The organism is Vibrio sp. RE86, assembly GCF_013114545.1.
In the GTDB taxonomy this organism is placed as follows: Bacteria; Pseudomonadota; Gammaproteobacteria; order Enterobacterales; family Vibrionaceae; genus Vibrio.
This window is the reverse complement of the sequence record NZ_VTXI01000004.1, coordinates 240,851-262,847: the sequence shown is the minus strand read 5'-3', so window position 1 is coordinate 262,847 and position 21,997 is coordinate 240,851. Positions and strand designations below refer to the sequence as shown.

Annotated in this window: 23 protein-coding genes, 1 tRNA gene and 1 riboswitch; of the genes, 10 read left to right on the top strand and 14 right to left on the bottom strand. The window is 45.6% G+C overall.

Going from position 1 to position 21,997, the window contains the following annotated elements; translation table 11 throughout:
* Positions 1-169: 169 nt before the first annotated feature.
* Both F0231_RS06400 and rnt read right to left on the bottom strand, forming a co-directional pair.
* Positions 170-1,495 (bottom strand): Na+/H+ antiporter family protein, encoded by a 1,326-nt coding sequence (locus tag F0231_RS06400; protein WP_171758881.1) that lies wholly within the window; start codon positions 1,493-1,495, stop codon positions 170-172.
* Positions 1,496-1,523: 28 nt separating this feature from the next.
* Positions 1,524-2,183 carry a ribonuclease T gene (gene rnt, locus F0231_RS06395; protein ID WP_216612041.1) on the bottom strand — a complete coding sequence of 220 codons (660 nt, stop codon included), beginning with the start codon at positions 2,181-2,183 and terminating at the stop codon, positions 1,524-1,526.
* A 198-nt stretch (positions 2,184-2,381) separates the two neighbouring features.
* On the opposite strand from rnt, the gene F0231_RS06390 reads away from it, so the two are divergent.
* Entirely contained in the window at positions 2,382-3,263 is an 882-nt protein-coding gene (locus F0231_RS06390; RefSeq protein WP_171758880.1) for an OmpA family protein, read from the top strand.
* An 86-nt stretch (positions 3,264-3,349) separates the two neighbouring features.
* Here F0231_RS06390 and F0231_RS06385 read toward each other — a convergent pair whose 3' ends face one another.
* The 10 genes from F0231_RS06385 to F0231_RS06340 all read right to left on the bottom strand — a co-directional run bounded on the left by F0231_RS06385 (position 3,350) and on the right by F0231_RS06340 (position 11,710).
* A complete protein-coding gene (locus tag F0231_RS06385; protein ID WP_171758879.1) occupies positions 3,350-3,787 on the bottom strand; it encodes a DUF2753 domain-containing protein in 438 nt (145 codons plus the stop codon).
* A 115-nt stretch (positions 3,788-3,902) separates the two neighbouring features.
* Positions 3,903-4,319, bottom strand: coding sequence for a lactoylglutathione lyase (gene gloA, locus F0231_RS06380; protein ID WP_171758878.1), 417 nt, complete (start codon positions 4,317-4,319; stop codon positions 3,903-3,905).
* A gap of 12 nt (positions 4,320-4,331) precedes the next feature.
* A complete protein-coding gene (nth, locus tag F0231_RS06375; RefSeq protein ID WP_171758877.1) occupies positions 4,332-4,973 on the bottom strand; it encodes an endonuclease III in 642 nt (213 codons plus the stop codon).
* 53 nt (positions 4,974-5,026) lie between these two features.
* A complete protein-coding gene (locus F0231_RS06370) occupies positions 5,027-5,719 on the bottom strand; it encodes an electron transport complex subunit E (RefSeq protein WP_171758876.1) in 693 nt (230 codons plus the stop codon).
* Positions 5,712-6,347: an electron transport complex subunit RsxG gene (gene rsxG, locus F0231_RS06365; protein WP_171758875.1), complete on the bottom strand. Its 636-nt coding sequence runs from the start codon at positions 6,345-6,347 to the stop codon at positions 5,712-5,714. Before rsxG ends, F0231_RS06370 begins: the two co-directional genes overlap by 8 nt.
* A gap of 9 nt (positions 6,348-6,356) precedes the next feature.
* Positions 6,357-7,403, bottom strand: coding sequence for an electron transport complex subunit RsxD (gene rsxD / locus F0231_RS06360; protein WP_171758874.1), 1,047 nt, complete (start codon positions 7,401-7,403; stop codon positions 6,357-6,359).
* Positions 7,403-10,204: an electron transport complex subunit RsxC gene (gene rsxC / locus F0231_RS06355; RefSeq protein WP_171758873.1), complete on the bottom strand. Its 2,802-nt coding sequence runs from the start codon at positions 10,202-10,204 to the stop codon at positions 7,403-7,405. Before rsxC ends, rsxD begins: the two co-directional genes overlap by 1 nt.
* Before the next feature lie 8 nt (positions 10,205-10,212).
* Positions 10,213-10,797: an electron transport complex subunit RsxB gene (rsxB, locus tag F0231_RS06350; protein ID WP_171758872.1), complete on the bottom strand. Its 585-nt coding sequence runs from the start codon at positions 10,795-10,797 to the stop codon at positions 10,213-10,215.
* Positions 10,797-11,378 carry an electron transport complex subunit RsxA gene (gene rsxA, locus F0231_RS06345; RefSeq protein WP_171758871.1) on the bottom strand — a complete coding sequence of 194 codons (582 nt, stop codon included), beginning with the start codon at positions 11,376-11,378 and terminating at the stop codon, positions 10,797-10,799. The genes rsxB and rsxA overlap by 1 nt, the downstream gene beginning before the upstream one ends.
* A gap of 256 nt (positions 11,379-11,634) precedes the next feature.
* Positions 11,635-11,710, bottom strand: a tRNA-Asn gene (locus F0231_RS06340).
* A gap of 549 nt (positions 11,711-12,259) precedes the next feature.
* Here F0231_RS06340 and uvrB point away from each other — a divergent pair.
* The 3 genes from uvrB to luxU all read left to right on the top strand — a co-directional run bounded on the left by uvrB (position 12,260) and on the right by luxU (position 16,287).
* A complete protein-coding gene (gene uvrB, locus F0231_RS06335) occupies positions 12,260-14,290 on the top strand; it encodes an excinuclease ABC subunit UvrB (RefSeq protein ID WP_171758870.1) in 2,031 nt (676 codons plus the stop codon).
* Between the two features lie 264 nt (positions 14,291-14,554).
* Positions 14,555-15,949, top strand: coding sequence for a quorum-sensing sigma-54 dependent transcriptional regulator LuxO (gene luxO / locus F0231_RS06330; protein WP_171758869.1), 1,395 nt, complete (start codon positions 14,555-14,557; stop codon positions 15,947-15,949).
* Positions 15,949-16,287, top strand: coding sequence for a quorum-sensing phosphorelay protein LuxU (gene luxU / locus F0231_RS06325; protein ID WP_171758868.1), 339 nt, complete (start codon positions 15,949-15,951; stop codon positions 16,285-16,287). The genes luxO and luxU overlap by 1 nt, the downstream gene beginning before the upstream one ends.
* Before the next feature lie 3 nt (positions 16,288-16,290).
* Here the strand turns inward: luxU and yvcK are convergent, their stop codons facing one another.
* Entirely contained in the window at positions 16,291-17,181 is an 891-nt protein-coding gene (yvcK, locus tag F0231_RS06320) for a uridine diphosphate-N-acetylglucosamine-binding protein YvcK (RefSeq protein WP_171758867.1), read from the bottom strand.
* A gap of 169 nt (positions 17,182-17,350) precedes the next feature.
* A riboswitch (molybdenum cofactor riboswitch) is annotated at positions 17,351-17,486 on the top strand.
* Between yvcK and moaA the strand changes: the two genes are divergently transcribed.
* The 5 genes from moaA (at position 17,475) to moaE (ending at position 20,251) form a co-directional block, all read left to right on the top strand.
* Positions 17,475-18,464, top strand: coding sequence for a GTP 3',8-cyclase MoaA (moaA, locus tag F0231_RS06315; protein ID WP_171758866.1), 990 nt, complete (start codon positions 17,475-17,477; stop codon positions 18,462-18,464). Its footprint overlaps the riboswitch before it by 12 nt.
* 76 nt (positions 18,465-18,540) lie before the next feature.
* Entirely contained in the window at positions 18,541-19,053 is a 513-nt protein-coding gene (gene moaB, locus F0231_RS06310) for a molybdenum cofactor biosynthesis protein B (RefSeq protein WP_171758865.1), read from the top strand.
* A gap of 15 nt (positions 19,054-19,068) precedes the next feature.
* The gene (moaC, locus tag F0231_RS06305) at positions 19,069-19,548 is read left to right on the top strand and encodes a cyclic pyranopterin monophosphate synthase MoaC (protein WP_005473427.1); all 480 of its coding nucleotides are present in this window, start codon (positions 19,069-19,071) and stop codon (positions 19,546-19,548) included.
* The gene (moaD, locus tag F0231_RS06300; protein ID WP_171758864.1) at positions 19,545-19,790 is read left to right on the top strand and encodes a molybdopterin synthase sulfur carrier subunit; all 246 of its coding nucleotides are present in this window, start codon (positions 19,545-19,547) and stop codon (positions 19,788-19,790) included. Before moaC ends, moaD begins: the two co-directional genes overlap by 4 nt.
* Before the next feature lie 2 nt (positions 19,791-19,792).
* The gene (moaE, locus tag F0231_RS06295; protein WP_171758891.1) at positions 19,793-20,251 is read left to right on the top strand and encodes a molybdopterin synthase catalytic subunit MoaE; all 459 of its coding nucleotides are present in this window, start codon (positions 19,793-19,795) and stop codon (positions 20,249-20,251) included.
* Positions 20,252-20,263: 12 nt separating this feature from the next.
* Here the strand turns inward: moaE and F0231_RS06290 are convergent, their stop codons facing one another.
* Positions 20,264-21,259, bottom strand: a complete 996-nt coding sequence (locus F0231_RS06290; RefSeq protein ID WP_171758863.1) for a sensor domain-containing diguanylate cyclase — start codon at positions 21,257-21,259, stop codon at positions 20,264-20,266.
* 277 nt (positions 21,260-21,536) lie between these two features.
* On the opposite strand from F0231_RS06290, the gene F0231_RS06285 reads away from it, so the two are divergent.
* Positions 21,537-21,953 carry a CBS domain-containing protein gene (locus F0231_RS06285; RefSeq protein WP_171758862.1) on the top strand — a complete coding sequence of 139 codons (417 nt, stop codon included), beginning with the start codon at positions 21,537-21,539 and terminating at the stop codon, positions 21,951-21,953.
* Positions 21,954-21,997 lie beyond the last annotated feature (44 nt).

The window sequence follows — 21,997 nt, the reverse complement described above, 5'->3', positions numbered from 1 at the left end:
AAGGCGGGATAGAAGTTATCCACGAGCGGTAAAAAGAAGGCCCAGTCGCTACGCGACTAGGCCTTCAAAAAGGTATTAAATGCTTCTTAACTTACAAGCATTAGACACTTGGGTGTCAGCTTTTTTTATGCTTGAAGCCAGCGAATGAAGCGCTGACTAACTTGGATAGTTACAGCACCATTGCCGCAACCCAACCAAAGGCGATCAGAGGGATGTTGTAGTGAATAAAGGTCGGTACGACAGTTTCCCAAATATGCTCATGTTGGCCATCGGCATTCAAGCCAGATGTTGGACCCAAAGTTGAATCCGACGCTGGTGAGCCTGCATCACCCAACGCAGCAGCTGTACCTACAAGGGCAATCGTTGCCATTGGTGAGAAGCCAAATGCCGCGGCTAGAGGAACGTAAATCGTTGCAAGGATAGGAATCGTCGAGAATGAAGAACCGATACCCATTGTCACAAGAAGACCAACAATCAGCATAAGTAGTGCTGCAAGCGGTTTGTTGTCACCAATACTGGTTGATAGCGCTTCAACCAGTGATTCAACACCGCCAGTCTGCTTCATTACCGCTGCAAAACCTGCCGCTGCAATCATGATGAAGCCAATCATTGCCATCATGTGAACGCCTTTAGTGAAGACATCATGTGTCTCTTTCCAAGCGATCACACCACCGAATGTGAACACCATAAAGCCTGCTAGACCACCAATGATCATGGAACCAGTCGCAAGCTGAACGCTCAGAGCTGCCACGATACCAACTGCCGCAACAAGAACGTTCTTCTTATTGATTTCAGTCGGGCCGTTATCAACGGACGTTAGAGCTGTCTCTTTGTATTGGCGAGGCTTACGGTAACTAAAGAAAATCGCGGTAAGTAGACCAAAAATCATACCCGCAGCAGGCAGTAGCATTGCCATTGGTACTTGGCTCGCAACCACATTCTCTAGACCGTTATCGTGCAGATTTTTCAGCAGGATATTGTTTAAGAAAATGCCACCAAAACCGATTGGTAAAACCATGTAAGGTGTCACTAGACCAAATGTTAGAACACAAGCGATCATGCGACGGTCTAAATTTAGTTTTGCGAATACGCCTAATAGAGGTGGAATAAGAATTGGAATAAAGGCGATGTGGACTGGAATGACGTTTTGTGAAGACATAGTCACTAAGACCAATGCAACAAGAACAGCGTATTTAAGGCCAGTCGATGCTGAAGCGTTCTCTTTACCATGAATGCGTTTGATTACGCTATTGGCTAGCAGGTCAGTAATACCTGAGCGAGAAATCGCTACGGCAAACGTACCTAACATGGCGTAACTTAGCGCGATAGTGGCGCCGCCGCCTAGTCCGCTTTCAAATGCGGAGATAGCTTCATTGAGTTCCATGCCGGAAACCAGACCACCAACGACCGCGCTGAATGTCAGTGCAACGACGACATTCACACGCATCAGTGCTAAGGCAAGCATGATACATACAGAAATGACAACAGGGTTCATAATTTACTCGTGTGTTGTGTTTACGTTTTTATTTTGATTGTTCGGAATCTTGCTCAACAACCGGCCAGCCACCTAGAGCTTTCCACTTGTTGACGATCCCGCAAAAGAGCTCTGCCGTTTTTTGAGTATCGTATAAGGCAGAGTGGGCCTCTTTATTGTCAAACTCCATCCCTGCGGTTCGACATGCTTTCGCTAGTACAGTTTGACCATAAGCCAAACCACTTAATGTAGCGGTATCAAAGGTTGCAAAAGGATGGAATGGGACTCGTTTAAGCTTGCTGCGTTCACTCGCTTCCATGACGAAGCTGTGATCGAATGTAGCATTGTGTGCGACCATAATGGCACGGCTACAATCAGCGGCTTTTTGTTCTTTTCTGACTAGCTTGTAGATCTCTTTAAGCGCTTCAGATTCTGGAATCGCGCCACGTAAAGGGCTAAACGGGTCACGGATGCCGTTAAACTCTAGAGCTTCTTTTTCTAGGTTTGCCCCTTCAAAAGGTTCCACATGAAAATGAATCGTTGACGCAGGAACAAGATCGCCGTTTTCATCCATTTTTAAGGTCACAGCGCAGATTTCAAGTAGGGCATCAGTCTTGGCATTAAAGCCTGCTGTTTCGACGTCAATAACGACAGGAAAGTAGCCACGAAATCGTTTTTTTAGCGTCAATGCTTCGTTTTCTATAGTCATGTGTACTTCATATAATGTGACAGGGGTGGCATTATTGCAGATTCTAGACGGAAGAAAAACCGTAAATGCTGATTGAAAAAGAAACAGTGGTGATTTGTACTATACAAATGTTCTGGCTAGCTTTTTGCATTAACAATATCGAGAGTTTTTAAGTGGCAAGTCGGTACGGATTTAGCCCAATAAAGAGAAGAAGTTTGTATGAAGAAGTTGTTTGCAACCAGCCTAGCTATGTCTTTGATAACCTTAGCACCGTCAGCGCTAGCGTTAGATAAGCACTATGTTGCAACGCCTCAACAGTCGACGTGGCAAATGGTTGCCAATACACCATTGGAGTGTCGTTTAGTCCACCCTATCCCTAACTTTGGCGATGCGGTTTTTTCGTCTTATGCGAGTAAGAAAATTAATCTTGATTTAGAGCTAAAGATGAAACGACCAATGGGCCAAACCCGAGATGTGAGTCTAACGTCGATGCCGCCAGTTTGGAGACCAGGCGAGGGGGCAGATCGTATTACCAACTTGCGTTTTTTCCAACAATTTGATGGCTATGTCGGTGGGCAAACCGCTTGGAGCATACTTAGCGAGTTAGAGAAAGGGCGTTACCCGACGTTTAGTTACCAAGAGTGGCAAAGCCGTGACCAGCGTGTTGAAGTGGCACTTTCGTCGGTTCTATTCCAACAATCTTATAATGTTTTCAGTGACTGTATCGCCAACCTTCTTCCGTACAGCTTTGAAGATATCGCCTTTACCATCCTGCATTACGATCGCACCAGTGTTGAGCTTAACAAGCAATCACAAAAGCGTTTGGCGCAGATTGCTGAGTACATTAGACATAACCAAGATATTGACCTTGTTTTAGTTTCGACCTACACCGATGCCGAAGATAGTAAGAGTGCGAGTCAAAGTTTGTCTGAACGAAGAGCCGAAGTGTTGCAAGAGTACTTTAAATCGTTAGGGTTACCGAGTGATCGTATTCGGGTACAAGGTTACGGTAAGCGCCGTCCGGTTGATGATAATGCTTCGCCAATCGGTAAAGACAGAAACCGTCGTGTGGTGATTTCGCTAGGACGTACCCAAGTTTAGTTGAACTTGAAGTAATAGAAATAGAGAAAGGCCAGTTTGACTGGCCTTTTTAGTTTCCGTTTGGTGCGTGCTGAAGATTTTAGTCTCTAGTTTAAACGGAATTTAGCAATCAGATTACAGTTAGTGGCTGTGTCGATGTCTTGCACTAACTGAGCAATTTTGGGGTTAGGGTGTCTTTTCATAAACTCAATCAGTGCTTTTTTACAACACCCCATCGAATCAATAAAGGCATCACACTCACTGTTAGGGCACTGAGGGACAAGAGTCAGGACTTTTTCTGAGGCAAGCTGAAGGTATTTTAGTTCGTATTTTATGTCGCCAATATTACGCCAGAACATGGCCATGTTGTGGCAGGAGATAACGGAAATCATCAGTCGGTCTTCAACGTCGACTTCGTTTTCATCCCCAATTCTTTCACTCAGCGTTAAGGCTTGTTGGTAATGTAAGATACCACGTAGATGATCGTCATCTTTCATTGCCATATCAGCGAGTAGAGTATGTTTCTCCCATTCAGCGATTCCCATTGTTCCGTTCTCCTAACTGCGAATAGTTGAAGATTAAATGATAATTATTATCAAGTAAAGTCAAAAAAATAGGACAACGTGATGTTGTCCTATTTTTGCAATGAATCAAGAAGGTTTAGCCTTCTAAACCTGCAGAAGCTTGTTTATTTTGAATTAGTTCAACCATATAGCCGTCAGGGTCTTTAACGAATGCAATATGAGTTGAGCCACCTTTTACTGGGCCTGGCTCGCGAGTCACATTGCCACCAGCAGCTTTGATCGCATCACAGGTAGAGTAAATATCGTCAACGCCAATGGCAATATGACCAAAGGCCGTACCCATATCGTACTCAGATTTGCCCCAGTTGTAGGTCAGTTCGATAACGGCACCTTGAGACTCGTCACCATAACCAAGAAAGGCAAGCGTGTACTCATACTCTTTGTTTTCGTTGGTACGCAGTAGCTGCATGCCCATTACATCAGTATAGAATTTGATAGATTTGTCTAAGTCACCTACGCGCAGCATAGTGTGAAGAATACGTCCGTTTGACATTGTCTCTTTCCCCTAATCTTCTGGATAAACTTTTTCTTTAAATTCGCAAAGGTCTTCGATGATGCAGCTACCACAACGAGGCTTACGGGCAACACAGGTGTAACGACCGTGGAGAATCAACCAGTGGTGGACATCAAGCTTAAACTCTTTTGGAACGACTTTAAGCAACTTTTCTTCGACCTGATCAACGTTCTTACCCATCGCAAATTTGGTGCGATTAGATACACGATAAATGTGCGTATCGACGGCAATCGTCGGCCAACCAAAAGCCGTATTGAGCACGACATTCGCTGTTTTTCGCCCAACACCAGGTAAGGCTTCTAGCGCTTCGCGATTTTCTGGCACTTCACCGTTGTGTTGTTCTAATAAAATCTTACAGGTCTTAATGACGTTTTCGGCTTTAGAGTTAAAAAGACCAATTGTCTTGATATACTCTTTGACGCCATCAACGCCCAAGTCAAACAAGCCTTGAGGTGTGTTAGCGACAGGGTAAAGTTTATCGGTGGCCTTGTTCACGCTAACGTCGGTCGCTTGAGCGGAAAGAAGTACAGCAATCAAGAGTTCGAAAGGTGTATTCCAGTTAAGCTCAGTTTGAGGGTTTGGATTGTCATCCCTCAAGCGTTCCAATATTAATTTTCGCTTATCTTTGTTCATTTGATGCTGCTTTCCAGTGTTTTACAACCAGTGCATCGAGTGCCTGATCTTTATTATTGATTTGTTACGCGTGCACGCTCAATGGCCTGCTTTTCTTGTTTTGGCTGGCGTGCTTCAAGCTGCTTATCGATGACGTTCTTAAACGCAATCAGCAGTCCTACGCCGATAAATGCCCCTGGTGGTAGCAAGGCGAGTAAGAAACTGTTATCGAATTGGAATACCTCGATTCGTAATGACGTCGCCCATTCACCAAGCAGTAGATCAGCACCATCAAACAGGGTGCCATTGCCGATTAACTCACGCATTGCACCGAGTACAACGAGCACGCTTGTCATACCGAGTCCCATCCAAAAGCCATCTTGAGCTGAAGGAAGGAGATCATTCTTTGAAGCAAACGCCTCAGCGCGACCGATGATGATACAGTTGGTCACGATAAGAGGAATAAAGATACCTAGTGACAGGTAAAGACCATAAGCGTAGGCATTCATTAGCAACTGAACACAGGTTACCAATGCCGCAATGATCATAACGAAGACAGGGATACGAACTTCTTTAGGCACGTAATCACGAACTAAAGATACCGTCACATTAGAACCGACAAGCACCAGCAATGTTGCAATACCTAAGCCTAACGCATTCGTTACCGTCGATGAGACAGCGAGAAGAGGGCACAGACCTAATAGTTGCACTAACGCTGGGTTGTTATCCCATAGGCCATTTTTAATTAGTGTTTTATGATCACTCATGATTGCCTCCACAGTTTAGTGGTTGAGCCAAGATCTGGTCGCGGTTTTCGTTAACAAATGTCACGGTGTTCTTAACTGCTTTTACTACCGCCCTTGGAGTAATGGTTGCACCAGTAAACTGATCAAATTGACCACCATCTTTGCGTACTCGCCAATCACCTTGGTTAGTCTCGGTAAGCGATTTTCCATTGAAGCTTAGGATCCAATCGGTGATTCGCAAATCAATCTTGTCGCCTAACCCAGGGGTTTCCTGATGGCTGAGAATACGTGTACCAGAAACAGTGCCATCTTGCTCGATACCCACAATAATCTTAATCGCGCCGTTATAGCCGTCCGGTGCAATTGCCTCAATCGCCATTGCGGAAGGCTTGCCGTTGATCGTTGCCATATAGACTGGCATGGTCTGATCGGCACCTAGTCGTGGGTCCGACACTAAAGTACACGCTTGGTACAGGTCATTATCATGCAGCTCATGAGGAATGACTTGGTTTAGTACGGACAATAGCTGTTTCTGTTCTTGTTGCTGAATACGGTCTTGGGTTAGGTAGTTAGTCAGGGCAACGACACCGGTCGACGCACAGGCAAACAGAGCCAGCACAGCACCATTTTTTCGAATAGCGTTTAACATAGTTTTACCTTAGTGACCGTATGTTCTTGGTTTGGTGTAGTAATCAATGAGTGGCACGCACATATTGCCAAGCAGAACAGCGAATGCGACACCATCTGGGAAACCGCCCCAGCTACGAATGATAAACACCATGACACCTAAAAATGCACCAAAGATCACTCTTCCTTTAACGGTAGTCGACGCTGAAACAGGGTCTGTAGCGATAAAGAATGCACCAATCATCGTTGCCCCAGAGAGTAGGTGAACCAGTGGTGATGCCGTTGTACCAGGGGCAACAAGCATAAATAGGCTACTGATCACTGTCAGTGCGACAAGGAAACTTACTGGTATGTACCATTGAATCACACGCATTTTGATAAGGACGAGGCCGCCAGCTAGGTAAGCTAAGTTGACCCACTCCCAACCGATACCCGCTAAGCCGCCAAATTGTGGCTGTGCGAGAGCCTCGCTTGCGGTGCTTCCTGTTGTTAATGCGGTTTTAAAGGCATCGAGAGGGGTCGCCATGGTGATCCCATCGATACCCGTGCGAATTTGCTGTAGCGATAAGCCTTCAAGGTTAAACCCTGTAAAGATCAAAGAGAATGCATCGCCACTCGACACTGTTGTCGTTTGCAACTCTTGTGGAGAGATCCAACTTGTCATCTGCACAGGGAAAGAGATAAGCAAAACAACGTAAGCAACCATTGCTGGGTTAAATAAGTTTTGCCCGATGCCACCATATAAATGCTTAGCAATGACAATGGCAAAAATAAGACCAATAGTGATCACCCACCACGGAGAAAGTGGTGGAATGGCAACTGCAAGCAACCAAGCTGTAACGAGAGCACTGTTATCGCGCAGTGCTGACATTGGATGACGTTTTCTCGCAAGCATGACTAAAGCTTCAAGGCTAAGCCCGATAACAAGCGCCAATACGAGCTGGATGATTGTTCCCCAGCCAAAGAAGTAGGTTTGAGCTGCCAATCCTGGCAACGCACACAGCGCTACCCATTTCATTAGGTCAGGAGTGCTTTTGCGGCTATGCGCATGGGGTGAGCTGGCAATAAAGAAGGCCACTACTCTTTCTCCTCAAATTGTTTTTGTTGTTCTTGCTTTGCTTTTCTTGCTTTCGCACGTGCGATAGCAGCGGCAACAGCGGCTTTCTTCGGATCTTCAGCCGTTTGCTGGTCTACAGTCTTTTCGTCTGCCGATTTATCAACTGGATTCGCTTTGGCTTCTTGCTCAGCTTTGCGAGCTTTAGCGCGGGCAATAGCTGCTGCGACTGCGGCTTTCTTCGGATCTTCAGCCAGTTGCTGCTCCACAGGCTCTTGGTCTGTCGATTCGTCAACTGGATTCGCTTTGGCTTCTTGCTCAGCTTTGCGAGCTTTAGCGCGGGCGATAGCAGCGGCGACTGCGGCTTTCTTCGGATCTTCAGCCGGTTGCTGCTCTACAGGCTTTTCGTCTGTCGATTGATCAACTGGATTCGCTTTGGCTTCTTGCTCCGCTTTACGAGCTTTAGCGCGGGCGATAGCTGCTGCTACTGCAGCTTTCTTCGGATCTTCAACCGGCTGCTGCGCTACAGGTTCTTGGTCTGTCGATTCGTCAACTGGATTCGCTTTGGTTTCTTGTTCAGCTTTACGAGCTTTAGCGCGGGCGATAGCTGCTGCAACTGCAGCTTTCTTCGGATCTTCAGCCGGTTGCTGATCTACAGTCTCTTCGTCTATTGATTCATCAACTGGATTCGCTTTGCCTTCTTGTTTAGCTTTACGAGCTTTAGCGCGTGCAATAGCAGCGGCAACTGCAGCTTTCTTCGGATCTTCAGCCGGTTGCTGTTCTACAGTCTCTTCGTCTATCGATTCATCAACTTGATTCGCCTTGGCTTCTTGCGCAGCTTTGCGAGCTTTTGCACGTTCAATAGCAGCACTAACAGCGGCTTTTTTGGAATCTGATTCAGAAATTTGGGCGTCTAGCGTGCCTTCATTAGATTGCTCCGCTTTCTTGGCTTTTGCGCGAGCAATGGCAGCGGCAACTGCGGCTTTTTTGTCAGTCGCTGGAGAGCTCTCTTGCGCGTTTTCGGCTTGCTGAGCTTTTTTCGCTTTCGCACGAGCAATCGCTGCAGCAACGGCATCTTTCTTACTGCCAGTTGATGAGTCTTGTTCAACGCTTTGTGTTTTCTCAGCCTTACGCTCACGAGCTTGGCGTTTACGCTCTTCGCGTAGCTTCGCCATTTCGGTGTTGTCTGGCTCAGATTGCCCACTTTGCATCGCAGCAGCTTGCTTAGCTTTTGCTTTAGCAATGGCTGCAGCAACCGCAGGTTTCACAGTAGGCTCTTCAGATTTCTCTTGTGCTTTTTGTGCTTTTACTCGAGCAATAGCAGCGGCAATCGCATCATCGCCACCAGACTTCTTCATATCTTTACGACGATCGTCTGCGGCTTTTTTGAAGCGATTTTCTCGAGCTGCTTTATCTCTTTCGAGACGGGCCTTTTTCTCTTCAAAACGAAGCTTCGCGCGTTCTGCGGCTTCCGCTTCTTCTTTGCGAGTTCGAATTTCGGCCTTAGCTTGGCGATAATACTGAACCAGAGGGATTTCACTCGGGCAGACATACGCACAAGCGCCACACTCTATACAATCTTTGATATTGAGCTCTTCACATTTATCCAACTCTTCAGCTTTAGAGTGCCAAAAAAGCTGTTGAGGTAGTAAAGATGCAGGGCAGGCTTCGGCACATTGGCCACATCGAATACATGCCATTTCGTATTTATTTGGTGAAATCTCTTTACGAGTCGGAGCCAAAATACAGTTAGAGGTCTTAGTGATCGGCACTGCAGAGTGGGGAAGGGTGAACCCCATCATCGGGCCACCCATAATTAGGCGCGGCACTTTTTTATCTGCTTTGTAGCCAAACTCATCCAATAAGGCTTGAACGGGCGTACCTAATAACGCCCACACATTACGCGGCTGCTTAAATGTGTCACCTGTTAAAGTGACCACTCGATCGACTAAGGCTTCGCCGTCAACCACTGCACGTTTGATGGCGTGTAGTGAACCAACGTTCTGTACCAGAATGCCAATGTCGGCCGGAATACCACCGTTAGGGACTTCTTTATTGGTTAGAATCTTGATGAGCTGCTTTTCGCCGCCCGACGGATATTTAGTCGGAATCACGCGAATGACAATGTCTTTATGTTCAGCGGCTTGCTGAAGTGCTTTGACTGCTTCAGGTTTGTTATCTTCAATACCAATAACGGTCAGCTTGGGTTTGAGGATGTGTTCAACAATCTCGATCCCTTTGATGATCTCATTTGCATGCTCACGCATTAACGTATCATCAGCGGTAATATACGGTTCGCATTCGGCTGCGTTGATAATAAGGATCTCTGTACGAGCCAAACCGGATTGAATCTTTTTAGCTGTTGGGAATCCCGCACCACCCATACCTGACACGCCCGCTTGGCGGATTTTTTCGATCAATTCATCAGGAGTACGTAGGGTAAAATCAGCCCAAGCGTCACGCTCAATCCAAGTATCGGCATGGTCTGGTTCAATTACGATGCAGAGTTCGCTTAATCCAGACGGGTGTGCGGTGGTTCTTGGTTCAATAGCGGTAATACGGCCAGATGTTGGTGCATGTACCGGCAGCATAAAACTTGTGTCGTACTTAGTTAATGCCTGTCCTTTTAAGACATGGTCACCGATCTCGACAGTAAGCATTCCTGGCTTACCAATGTGTTGTTTTACTGGCAGGATGATTTCAGCGGGTATTTGGGCACGGCTCAATGTATTTTTGACAGACTGAGTTTTGTTCTCCGCAGGGTGAACGCCCCCTGGGAAAGTCCAAAGTGAACCAGATTTAATTTGTTCGATTAATGACAACATACCAGTCCTTAACTCCCGCTTTTCTGCGCAACAGCAGCGTCGGTAACATCAACAACAGGAATGGCGTCCATTTTCCATTTCCAACTCGCTGTAGTCGTTTCTACAGGGATCATTTCAATACAATCCGTCGGGCAAGGAGCGACACATAAGTCGCAACCAGTACATTCGTCCTTAATGACGGTGTGGAGAGCTTTCGTTCCGCCAACAATGGCATCAACAGGGCATGCTTGAATACACTTTGTACAGCCGATACACATATCTTCATGGATAAACGCGACCGTTTTAACTGCATTATCAAGGTCGTGTGCCGAGTCTGTTGCTTCGACTCCCATCAGGTCAGCTAACTTCTCGATTGTCGCTTGGCCACCAGGAGGACACTTGTTGATTTCATCTCCGTTGGCAATCGCTTCAGCGTAAGGGCGACAACCAGGGTAACCACATTGGCCACATTGAGTCTGCGGAAGAATGCTATCGATTTGCTCAACGATCGGGTCACCTTCGACTTTAAAACGAATCGAAGCGAAGCCAAGAACGGCACCAAAAATCGCAGCAAGTACGGCGATAGCGATAATTGCGATTACTATTGAACTCATTACAACTTCACCAAACCAGTAAAGCCCATAAAGGCAAGAGACATTAGTCCTGCGGTGATCATGGCAATAGACGCCCCTTTAAAAGGCGAAGGAACATCAGCAGCCGCAATTCGTTCACGCATTGATGCGAACAGAATAAGCACCAATGAGAAACCGACAGCAGCCCCGAAACCATAGATGATGGATTCGATGAAATTGTGGTTTTCATTAATGTTCAGTAAGGCGACACCGAGTACCGCACAGTTGGTAGTGATAAGCGGCAGGAAAATACCAAGCAGTCGGTAGAGTGTCGGGCTCGTTTTGTGAACGACCATCTCAGTAAACTGAACCACCACAGCGATCACCAAAATAAAGCTCATGGTACGCAGATATTGGAGATTAAGTGGGTCAAGAATATAGCTTTCAACGAGGTACGCGCACACGGAAGCTAGAGTCAAAACGAACGTCGTCGCTAACCCCATTCCAATTGCAGTTTCTAGTTTCTTAGAAACCCCCATAAATGGACATAAGCCCAAGAACTTCACCAGTACAAAGTTGTTGACCAGCACAGTGCCGACCAACAACAAAAAATATTCGGTCATAGTTATTTATTTAAGAAATTCCGATCCCGCCATTATCCTGCTTTGCTTGTTCAATAACAACCAAGGAAAGATAAGGTTTTATATTGTTGAATAAAAATTATACGAGATTGTCTCAAAAAAGTTGAATAAATACGGTGAGATGAAGGAATTCGATGAGCTATCGTTCGCGAGCTGAATAGTTGGCCATTGGTTTGGTGTAAACCAGAAACAGCAGATACGAAAAAGCCGCGTCTGATGACACGGCTTTTTCTGAATTTGGCTCCTCCTGCTGGGCTCGAACCAGCGACCTGCGGATTAACAGTCCGTCGCTCTACCAACTGAGCTAAGGAGGAATTGCATGAAAGCGAGTCGGATATTATCGACGGCCTACAATTCTGTCAACAGCCAACAAGCGAAAATAGCTAAGTTTTTTCTAGAATTTTGTCTTTACTTTTCTGTATCCCTTGTCTGGTAAGGGCTATATTTACTTATCCACCAAAATTGTGGATAACTGTGTGTGTTAAATTTGAGTAAGTCAGAATTATGTAAACTTAGCTTAAAAAATAAGCGTGGTCTATTGAGCGGAAATGATGATGTTTTACTTATATATCAAGGAACAAAAGAGGTTTTACTGCATTCTTAAATGGTTGGCGATTTTAGTCTAGGCTGTGGATTAATAACTTTATTTACAAAGAAATGTGAATAAGTTGTGTGTGGAATTTTTGATTTTTTGGTGAGGTACACCGACGGGGCGAAGAATAATATCAGGTTCGTTTGCAATGATCCAGAGACTAAACAAGTGTTTCTGAAAAACAGCGATTAATTTCTCAGCTTACTCTTGTGTCTGTATATATATACAGACACAATAGCATTCATTCTTCACCATCAAATAGAGATGACACATGAGCAAAGTCTTCGATTTGGTCTCTGACTATAAGCCATCAGGCGATCAACCTACCGCGATTAATCAATTACTGGAAGGCTTGGATTCAGGCCTCGCTCATCAAACTCTACTTGGTGTGACTGGATCGGGTAAAACCTTCACCTTAGCCAACGTCATTGCCAGTGCTCAACGTCCAGCGATTTTATTAGCGCCGAACAAAACGCTAGCGGCTCAGCTGTATGGTGAGATGAAATCATTCTTCCCGAACAATGCTGTCGAGTACTTCGTTTCCTACTATGACTATTACCAACCTGAAGCGTATGTACCGACAACCGATACATTCATCGAGAAAGATGCATCGGTCAATGCCCACATTGAACAGATGCGCCTGTCAGCAACCAAGGCACTACTAGAACGTAAAGATGCCATTATCGTTGCCTCTGTGTCTGCTATTTATGGTCTGGGTGACCCAGAGTCTTATTTGCAAATGATGCTGCACATTCGTCGTGGTGATGTTATGGATCAGCGCGATATTCTGCGTCGCCTTGCTGAGCTGCAGTATAGCCGTAATGACGTCGCGTTCGAACGTGGTCAGTTCCGTGTTCGAGGTGAAGTGATTGATATCTTCCCTGCGGAATCTGAGCAAGATGCGGTTCGTATCGAGATGTTTGATGATGAGATTGACTGCATTAGCATATTCGATCCTCTCACAGGTGTGGTGAAGCAGCGTGATTTAGCCCGTTACACTGTTTACCCAAAAACGCACTATGTCACGCCTCGCGATCGAATTCTTGATGCGATTGAAAAGATCAAAGTCGAGCTAGAGGGGCGCAAGAAGTACCTTCTCGATAATAATAAGTTGCTTGAAGAGCAGCGAATTTCTCAACGGACCCAATTTGATATTGAGATGATGACCGAACTTGGTTTTTGTTCGGGGATCGAAAACTACTCGCGTTACCTCAGTGGGCGCAGCGAGGGTGAGCCGCCTCCAACTCTGTTTGATTACCTTCCTCGCGATGGTCTGCTGATCATAGATGAGTCCCACGTTACTGTGCCGCAAATTGGCGCGATGTATAAAGGTGACCGTTCACGTAAAGAGACTCTAGTGGAATTTGGCTTTCGCTTGCCATCAGCTCTAGACAACCGTCCGATGAAGTTTGAGGAATTTGAGTCGATCGCCCCTCAAACCATTTTCGTTTCGGCGACACCGGGCAATTACGAGATAGAAAAATCCGATGGGGAGATCGCAGACCAAGTCGTTCGCCCAACAGGTTTGCTTGATCCAGAACTCGAAGTACGTCCTGTTGCGACTCAAGTTGATGACCTGTTATCTGAAATTCGCATTCGCTCGGTGAAGGATGAACGTGTGCTTGTGACAACATTGACCAAACGCATGGCTGAAGATCTAACTGAATATTTGACCGAGCATGATGTCAAAGTACGTTATTTACACTCGGATATTGATACGGTTGAGCGTGTCGAAATTATCCGTGACTTACGACTAGGTGAGTTTGATGTGCTAGTCGGCATCAACTTGTTGCGAGAAGGCTTAGACATGCCAGAAGTCTCGTTGGTGGCGATTCTTGATGCGGACAAAGAGGGTTTCTTACGTTCAGAGCGTTCACTGATTCAGACTATTGGTCGTGCAGCGCGTAATATCCAAGGTAAGGCTATTCTTTACGCAGATCGAATCACCAAATCGATGGAAAAAGCGATGGGAGAAACCAACCGTCGCCGCGAAAAGCAGCAAGAGTATAATGCCAAGATGGGGATCGAGCCTCAGGCGCTGAAACGTAATATTAAAGATATTATGGAGCTTGGTGATATTACTAAGAGCAAGAAACAGCGTACTAGCAAAGCAGTACCATTATCTAAGGTTGCTGAACCATCTCAAGAGTATGATGTAATGACGCCTCAACAGCTTGAGAAAGAGATCAGTAAGTTGGAAGCTCAAATGTATCAGCATGCTCAAGATCTTGAGTTTGAACTGGCGGCGGAAAAACGCGATCAAATTGACAAGTTACGTCAGCGGTTTATCGCCAACAGTTAGATAGGTGATTTTTAGGCAAAAAAATAGCCAATAGAAAGAGTGTTCTATTGGCTGTTATTTGTGAATACTAAGTTCACTAACAACGTCAGTTGGCTAGGTGACCCATGAGGGTCATAAAGGATATAGCAGATAGCGTGCCAAATTATTGATGGTGAAAATGAGTCTATGATCACCATATTGACGGTCTTATGCGCTTTTAATTTGCATAATGCAAAGCGCAATGCAATCATTTATACAAAATGCAAAGAAGACCTTGGCTAGGCTATGCAACAAAATACGCAAACACAAAACTCAAAATACCTTCTGATGGTAGAAGACACAGCATCGGTTGCGGCGCTGTATCGTTCTTACCTGACGCCTCTGCAAATCGACATCAATATCGTCGGAACCGGGCGAGATGCGATTGACAGTCTTAACTTTCGAACCCCTGATCTCATCCTGCTCGATTTACGTCTACCCGATATGACGGGCATGGATGTGCTTTATGCGGTTAAAGAGAAAAATCCTGATGTCCCTGTAATCTTTATGACTGCGCATGGTTCGATTGATACCGCCGTCGAAGCGATGCGTCATGGAGCTCAAGACTTTTTAATCAAACCTTGTGAAGCGGATCGACTGCGTGTCACGGTGAATAATGCGCTGCGCAAAGCCACTAAGCTCAAGAATGATGGCGGTAGTTCAGGCAGTCATGGTTACCAAGGGTTTATTGGCAGTAGTCAGACGATGCAAGCCGTCTATCGAACCATTGACTCAGCAGCAGCCAGTAAAGCGAGTATCTTCATTACCGGAGAGAGTGGTACCGGTAAAGAAGTGTGTGCGGAAGCGATTCACGCCACCAGCAAACGAGGTGATAAACCTTTCATTGCGATTAACTGTGCCGCTATTCCAAAAGATTTGATTGAAAGTGAACTGTTTGGGCATGTAAAAGGCGCATTTACTGGCGCAGCAACCGATCGACAAGGTGCTGCAGAGTTGGCCGATGGCGGAACACTATTTCTCGATGAACTGTGCGAAATGGATCTAGAATTGCAAACGAAGTTATTGCGATTCATTCAAACAGGTACGTTCCAGAAGGTTGGTTCGTCAAAAATGAAGAACGTTGACGTGCGTTTTGTGTGTGCAACCAACCGAGATCCTTGGAAAGAGGTTGAGGAAGGACGCTTTAGGGAAGACCTATACTATCGTCTGTACGTGATCCCATTGCATCTTCCGCCACTGAGAGAACGCGGTGACGACATTATAGAGATTGCATACTCCTTGCTTGGTTACATGTCGAAAGAAGAAGGCAAAGATTTTGTCCGCTTGGCTCCAGAAGTCGTTGAGCGCTTCTCTCGTTATGAGTGGCCAGGTAATGTTCGCCAATTGCAAAACGTGCTCAGAAATGTGGTGGTGTTGAATAACGGGCGTGAGATTGATTTACCTATGCTACCTCCGCCACTCAACCAGCCAACGAAGAATGAGATTCGCGTCGTTTTACCACAAACCGATTCTGTCTCCGTTCAGGATATTTTCCCGTTGTGGCTGACAGAAAAAAATGCCATCGAGCAGGCAATTAAGGCGTGTGACGGAAACATACCAAAAGCGGCGGGCTATCTAGATGTCAGTCCATCGACAATTTATCGCAAACTACAAGCATGGAACGCAAAGGAAGCGCAATAGTGGACATTTTAAACCAGAATAAAATCGACAGGCTTTCTCAAGAGATTGGTGCTGAAAACGTACCGGTCTTACTGGGGATTTTTTTAGGTGAACTGGACACGTACATTGGGCAACTTAATCACTTGCAGGGTGACGAGCTAGACAGTTATTTACGAGAGATTTGTCATGCTCTGAAAAGCAGTGCGGCGAGCTTTGGCGCCGAGGCTCTGTGTGCACACTCTATTGACGTCGACTCAATGGCCAAGTTAGGCACACAGTTCGTGGTAGCGGAAGAAGTCGCCAAGATGGTATCTCTACTCGAACAAACTCATCAGAGATACCAAGCATTAGTCGGGTAGTGTTTAAGCGTCTTTAAGTAACGACTCTACCGCTTGTTGAAGTTTAGAACGGTCGTGACGCCAGTCGCGATTGGGCGATGCAAGCGGTACCGTGACGCAATTCCAATCTGAAAGCTCTGGGTGAGGCTCTTCCCCAAGCACCACATCTATTTTTCTTCCACGACAAGAACGTTCACACCACTCAAGCTTTTCTTTCAGTGTCATCTTGCCTGCAGGCCCATACTCAGGCGACAAGTTCTCAACAAAGATCAATTTTGCTTTTATGTTGCTTGCAATGGCGCGCCCCACTTCTGGTAACAACAATGGCGGCATAATACTGGTCAAGAAACTGCCTGGACCAAGAATAATGACGTCTGCTTGTTCTAGCGCCATAACGCCTTCTTTGGTTGCTGGTACTTCTGGTTCAAGATCTAACCTAAGTAAGGTATCGGGCATTTCATCGACACTGGTTTCTCCGGTTACCCAGCGACCATCAGAGGCAAGTGCTTTTAAATCTGAAGGGTGTTCAGACATCGGGATGATGTTTACTTCAACCTTGAGCATATTGCGGATTAGGTTGGTCGCCTCCAGAGGGCGGACTGAGAGGTTGTCTAATGCGGTTAGCATCAAATTGCCTAGGTTATGCCCATCCAGTTCGCCAGCGCCTTTAAAACGATATTCAAACATCATTGAGCTGATAGAAGGGTCGGTAATTAACTGATTGATACAGTTACGGGTATCCCCCCATGCGATACCGCCTTGGCAGTGTCTAATGCGTCCCGTTGAACCACCGTTGTCTGTTGTGGCAACAATGCCTGTTGCATTGGATCCAAAATCTTTTAGGGCAGCAAGCATTCGGCCAAGGCCATGACCACCACCAACCGCGACGATCTTATTGTTAGCGTAAATTGTCATGCTAATTTTCTATTCTATTTATAACCAACTACAATTTAGAGTATTGCATTAATATTCCATACTCAAGAATAGGTAAAGTGAGCTCTAAGCAGGATTTTTTCGTTCTTAGGGTAGAAACACACACAAATATTAAGTATTTTATAGGCTAGCTACTACCGCATAAATTTGGTAGTTGCCATAACTCCGAGCTCTGCAAGCTAAGTTCAAATGAATAGGCGTGTAGAGCCAGTGACATGTTGTCACAAGGGCTTAATTGGAAATGATTATGCCTCCCGTGTTTGGAAAGGTGTTCCGTGGCGCAACAATTCGAAGATAGATTCCATCGCAAGTTTTATTACTTGCGTCTCTCTGTTACAGATGTCTGTAACTTCAAGTGTACATATTGTCTGCCTGATGGCTATAAGCCTTCGGGGCATAAAAACTCGTCTTTTTTATCTCTGCCAGAGATCAAGCGTGTGGTTCGCGCGTTTGCAGATTGTGGTACTTCCAAAGTTCGCATCACTGGTGGTGAGCCGAGTTTACGTAAAGACTTCAATGATATTATCCATACTGTGGCTGAAACCGACGGTATTCGTAAAGTGGCGACGACCACCAACGGCTACCGAATGGAGAAGCAAGTGGCGGATTGGAAAGAGGCTGGTCTGACGCATATCAATGTGAGTGTCGATAGTCTTGACCCAAGAATGTTCCACCAGATCACGGGTGAAAATAAATTCACTCAAGTGATGGGGGGCATTGATCGTGCATTTGAAGTTGGTTATGAGCAAGTTAAGGTTAACGTCGTACTGATGAAAGACCTCAATGCTCATGAGTTACCTGCCTTTCTAAATTGGATTAAAGACCGTCCTATTCAGTTACGTTTCATTGAATTGATGCAAACGGGCGAAATGGATGAGCTGTTTAAACGTCATCATGTTTCAGGCGTTGCGATTCGTAACCAGCTAATTGCTAACGGTTGGCTACTAAAAGTTCGTGATAAGAATGATGGTCCAGCGCAAGTCTTTGTCCACCCTGATTACCAAGGCGAAATCGGTCTTATCATGCCTTATGAGAAAGACTTTTGTGAGAGCTGCAACCGACTTCGTGTGTCTGCGAAGGGTAAGTTGCACCTTTGCTTGTTTGGTGATCACGGCGTTGAGTTACGCGATTTGCTTCAAGAAGATTCGCAAGAGACCGCGCTAATAGAACGTATTCAAGAACAGCTGCAAACTAAATCGGTCAGCCATTTCCTCCATGATGGGAATTCAGGTATGACGCCGCATTTAGCATCGATCGGCGGCTAGTCTTTTCAACCAATCAATTTTCGGCAGCTAAGCGATTGTCTTAGCACCATACTACTTTGAGAAAATAGGTGAACAAATGGGTCACGCAGAAAGCAAATTCCAACCAGCTAACATTGCAGTTCTAACCGTTTCAGATACTCGTACAGAAGAAAACGATACATCAGGTGGCTACCTAGCAGAGCATGCTAAAGAAGCGGGTCACAACGTAGTTGATAAACAGATCGTTATTGATGATATGTACAAAATTCGTGCGATTGTTTCACAGTGGATTGCGGATGAAAATGTTCAAGCAATCATGATCACGGGTGGTACAGGTTTCACGTCTCGTGACAGTACGCCAGAAGCACTAAAACCGCTATTCGACAAAGAAGTGGAAGGTTTTGGTGAGCTGTTCCGCATGGTTTCTTACGAAGAGATTGGTACATCAACCATTCAATCTCGAGCGATTGCAGGCTTTGCAAACCACACAGTTATCTTTGCAATGCCAGGCTCTACGGGCGCTTGTCGCACGGGTTGGACTAAGATCATCAAGCAGCAGCTAGATGCAAGTCACCGCCCATGTAACTTTATGCCTCACCTTTCAGTCTAATCTCGGGAGTTTTCGATGAGCGAATTCACTCATATTAACGCTTCCGGTGAAGCAAACATGGTTGATGTGTCTGCAAAAGCAGAGACGGTACGTGAAGCGCGTGCGGAAGCATTTGTTCACATGGCGCCAGAAACTTTGCAATTGATCGTTTCAGGTTCTCACCACAAAGGTGATGTCTTCGCAACAGCACGTATTGCAGGTATTCAAGCAGCTAAGAAAACTTGGGATTTAATCCCGCTGTGTCATCCATTATTGCTATCAAAAGTGGAAGTTCAGCTAGAAGCGATTGAAGCGGAAAACATGGTTCGTATCGAATCTGTGTGCAAACTAGCGGGCAAGACGGGCGTCGAGATGGAAGCGCTCACGGCGGCGTCTGTCGCTGCACTTACGATTTACGATATGTGTAAAGCGGTACAAAAAGATATGGTCATTGGCCAAGTGCGTCTTCTTGAAAAAACAGGTGGCAAATCCGGTCACTTTAAGGTGGATGCATGATTAAAGTTCTCTTTTTTGCTCAAACTCGTGAGCTAGTCGGTGTGGACGAACTTCAGCTAGATGGCGAATTTGACACGGTTGAAGCGGTTCGTTGCCATCTTGTCGCTCAAGAAGGTAAGTGGGATTTGGCTCTTGAAGAAGGGAAGTTATTGGCTGCAGTGAATCAGTCTATCGTTCCTCTTGAACATCCGATTCAATCTGGTGATGAGGTAGCCTTTTTCCCACCAGTTACGGGAGGCTAATGATGGACTCTCGTGTAGCTGTTCAGTTTGAAGATTTCTCTGTTGGCGCTGAGTATGACGCTCTTGCTGAAGGGACCTCGGCAGGCGCTGTGGTAACGTTTGTTGGTAAAGTTCGTGATATGAACTTAGGCGATAACGTAACAGGCTTGTCACTTGAGCATTACCCAGGCATGACAGAAAAAGCGCTAGGTGAGATTTGCGATGAAGCAGAGCAGCGTTGGCCTTTGCTGAAAATTCGCGTGATTCACCGAGTGGGTGACCTTGATATTGGCGATCAAATCGTATTCGTTGGCGTTTCAAGCGCACATCGTGGTGCTGCATTTGAAGCGTGTGAATTTGTGATGGATTACCTCAAAACCAAGGCTCCATTCTGGAAAAAAGAGCGAACAACCGATTCAACTCGCTGGGTTGATTCAAGGGACTCTGACGCTAAAGCAGCGCAGCGCTGGCAGCAGAAGTAACCCAGTCAATATTTAATCTAAACGCCCAAATGACAGGGCGTTTTTTTCGCCTTCAGTAAGCTGGTGGATTGAGCCTCTTTGTTGGCTTTTGGCGTAGAACAACGCTTTATCTGCAATGGATATAAACCTCTCTGCATTCAGTGAGTCAGGTACGAGTTCATAGTGTTGAAGTCCAATTGTTATTGAAAAATGCGCTCCTACCGTCGATGAAGCATGAGGAATAGAGAGCGCTCTGACATCCTTCTGTAGCTGCATTGCGCGGCGGATACTCTCTTCTCGGTTCACATCGGGAACATAGATTAAGAACTCGTCCCCGCCGTATCGAAAGCAGAGATCTTTCGTCCTTGCCCATTCACGAATGGTCATCCCTAGTGCCTTTAAAACGTGATCACCTTGAATGTGACCGTAGGTATCGTTGTACTGTTTAAAGCAATCAATATCGATCATCATAATGGCAGAACCAATCAACTTTAGCTTCGACAGTTCAATAGCATCAGGAAGCAGTGCATCCAAAGCAAAGCGGTTATAAACTTGAGTCAAATGATCCATATAAGTCAGCTTTTCAAGTTTGAGTTGCTGCTTTGCTAAGGTATCTAAATTGCGTTTGTATTCGGTGATGTTTCTCACTGTCCAAAGCACCATTGAAGTGTCAGGCAGTGGAATGACTAAAGCACTGAAATACTGCTCTTCTGTTGGCCCCTCTATGCCGTCAAAACATGATAGCTCTTTAGGATCTAGGCTATATTCTATTTCGGTTGCGTTGCCACTCTCGATCACATCGACAATCAACTGGCTAAACCAAATGGCCTTGTCGGCAGGCAGCACTTGGTATTGATTGAGTCCAACTAAACTCGCAGGGTTATGGTGACGTTTAGTATCGCGCCCACCCCAAGCCTCCACATAGGTACCGGTTCTATCAATGAGGAATGTGGGCTCAGGCAACGCCTCAAATACGACATGCATCATATCTGGATTATTCGCAATCTGTGCTGAAAGCGTTGATTTCACGTCATGGATCTCCTGAGAAAGTGATGCGTTTAATATTAGTTTAGTCAGTGCTTTTAGATTATAGCTGCCGTCAGATCTCAAAATGTGGCTATTCATGCGAAAAAGCGGTGTATTTGCGTTTAAAAGTTGAGAATTTCAATCGATCGATTTGCCTTAGTGGCAACGTGTTTGAACAGTGATAGGGCGCACCTATTGCAAAAATTGTTGATTTCCATTTAGTAAAATCAAGAAATTAGACAACAATTACTATATAGGTAGCGTGGCTAAGGAGACGCCAATGGAATCATTAAAAGTAAAAGACTACATGACACTGCAGGCAGTAACCTTCACTCCAGATATGTCGCTGAGTGCGGCGCTCGATAAAGTGATGAACTCAAAGTATCTCGGCGGTCCGGTAATCAATGAGCAAAAGCAGGTCATTGGATTTTTGTCTGGTCAGGATCTGCTCGATAAGCTGATTAAGGTGAGTTATTACTGTCAAGACACTCACATTGTTTCAGATTGTATGCATCCAGAGGTGCTCTCAGTGACATCCGAAACCTCTATCATTGAGCTGGCAGAGATGATGCAAGTAGGAAAGCCCAAGGTCTATCCTGTGATTGATGCCGGTAAGTTGGTTGGTATCATTACCCGTCGTGATGTTTTACGTGCGATTGGTAAAAATATCGAAGACTGCTTTAAACATCCGGTGTAAAGTAAACAATAATTATTCAATAAGAGGTGCATAGGCACCTCTTA

Excerpts from the sequence above, each read along its gene's own strand:
- gloA (WP_171758878.1), bottom strand. The coding sequence starts at position 4,319 with ATGTCAAACGGACGTATTCTTCACACTATGCTGCGCGTAGGTGACTTA.
- rsxB (WP_171758872.1), bottom strand. The coding sequence starts at position 10,797 with ATGAGTTCAATAGTAATCGCAATTATCGCTATCGCCGTACTTGCTGCG.
- rsxA (WP_171758871.1), bottom strand. The coding sequence starts at position 11,378 with ATGACCGAATATTTTTTGTTGTTGGTCGGCACTGTGCTGGTCAACAAC.
- yvcK (WP_171758867.1), bottom strand. The coding sequence starts at position 17,181 with ATGACAATTTACGCTAACAATAAGATCGTCGCGGTTGGTGGTGGTCAT.
- F0231_RS06400 (WP_171758881.1), bottom strand. The coding sequence starts at position 1,495 with ATGAACCCTGTTGTCATTTCTGTATGTATCATGCTTGCCTTAGCACTG.
- rsxG (WP_171758875.1), bottom strand. The coding sequence starts at position 6,347 with ATGTTAAACGCTATTCGAAAAAATGGTGCTGTGCTGGCTCTGTTTGCC.
- F0231_RS06370 (WP_171758876.1), bottom strand. The coding sequence starts at position 5,719 with ATGAGTGATCATAAAACACTAATTAAAAATGGCCTATGGGATAACAAC.
- rsxC (WP_171758873.1), bottom strand. The coding sequence starts at position 10,204 with ATGTTGTCATTAATCGAACAAATTAAATCTGGTTCACTTTGGACTTTC.
- moaE (WP_171758891.1), top strand. The coding sequence starts at position 19,793 with ATGGACTCTCGTGTAGCTGTTCAGTTTGAAGATTTCTCTGTTGGCGCT.
- F0231_RS06285 (WP_171758862.1), top strand. The coding sequence starts at position 21,537 with ATGGAATCATTAAAAGTAAAAGACTACATGACACTGCAGGCAGTAACC.
- moaB (WP_171758865.1), top strand. The coding sequence starts at position 18,541 with ATGGGTCACGCAGAAAGCAAATTCCAACCAGCTAACATTGCAGTTCTA.
- rnt (WP_216612041.1), bottom strand. The coding sequence starts at position 2,183 with ATGACTATAGAAAACGAAGCATTGACGCTAAAAAAACGATTTCGTGGC.
- nth (WP_171758877.1), bottom strand. The coding sequence starts at position 4,973 with ATGAACAAAGATAAGCGAAAATTAATATTGGAACGCTTGAGGGATGAC.
- uvrB (WP_171758870.1), top strand. The coding sequence starts at position 12,260 with ATGAGCAAAGTCTTCGATTTGGTCTCTGACTATAAGCCATCAGGCGAT.
- luxO (WP_171758869.1), top strand. The coding sequence starts at position 14,555 with ATGCAACAAAATACGCAAACACAAAACTCAAAATACCTTCTGATGGTA.
- moaC (WP_005473427.1), top strand. The coding sequence starts at position 19,069 with ATGAGCGAATTCACTCATATTAACGCTTCCGGTGAAGCAAACATGGTT.
- moaD (WP_171758864.1), top strand. The coding sequence starts at position 19,545 with ATGATTAAAGTTCTCTTTTTTGCTCAAACTCGTGAGCTAGTCGGTGTG.
- F0231_RS06385 (WP_171758879.1), bottom strand. The coding sequence starts at position 3,787 with ATGGGAATCGCTGAATGGGAGAAACATACTCTACTCGCTGATATGGCA.
- F0231_RS06390 (WP_171758880.1), top strand. The coding sequence starts at position 2,382 with ATGAAGAAGTTGTTTGCAACCAGCCTAGCTATGTCTTTGATAACCTTA.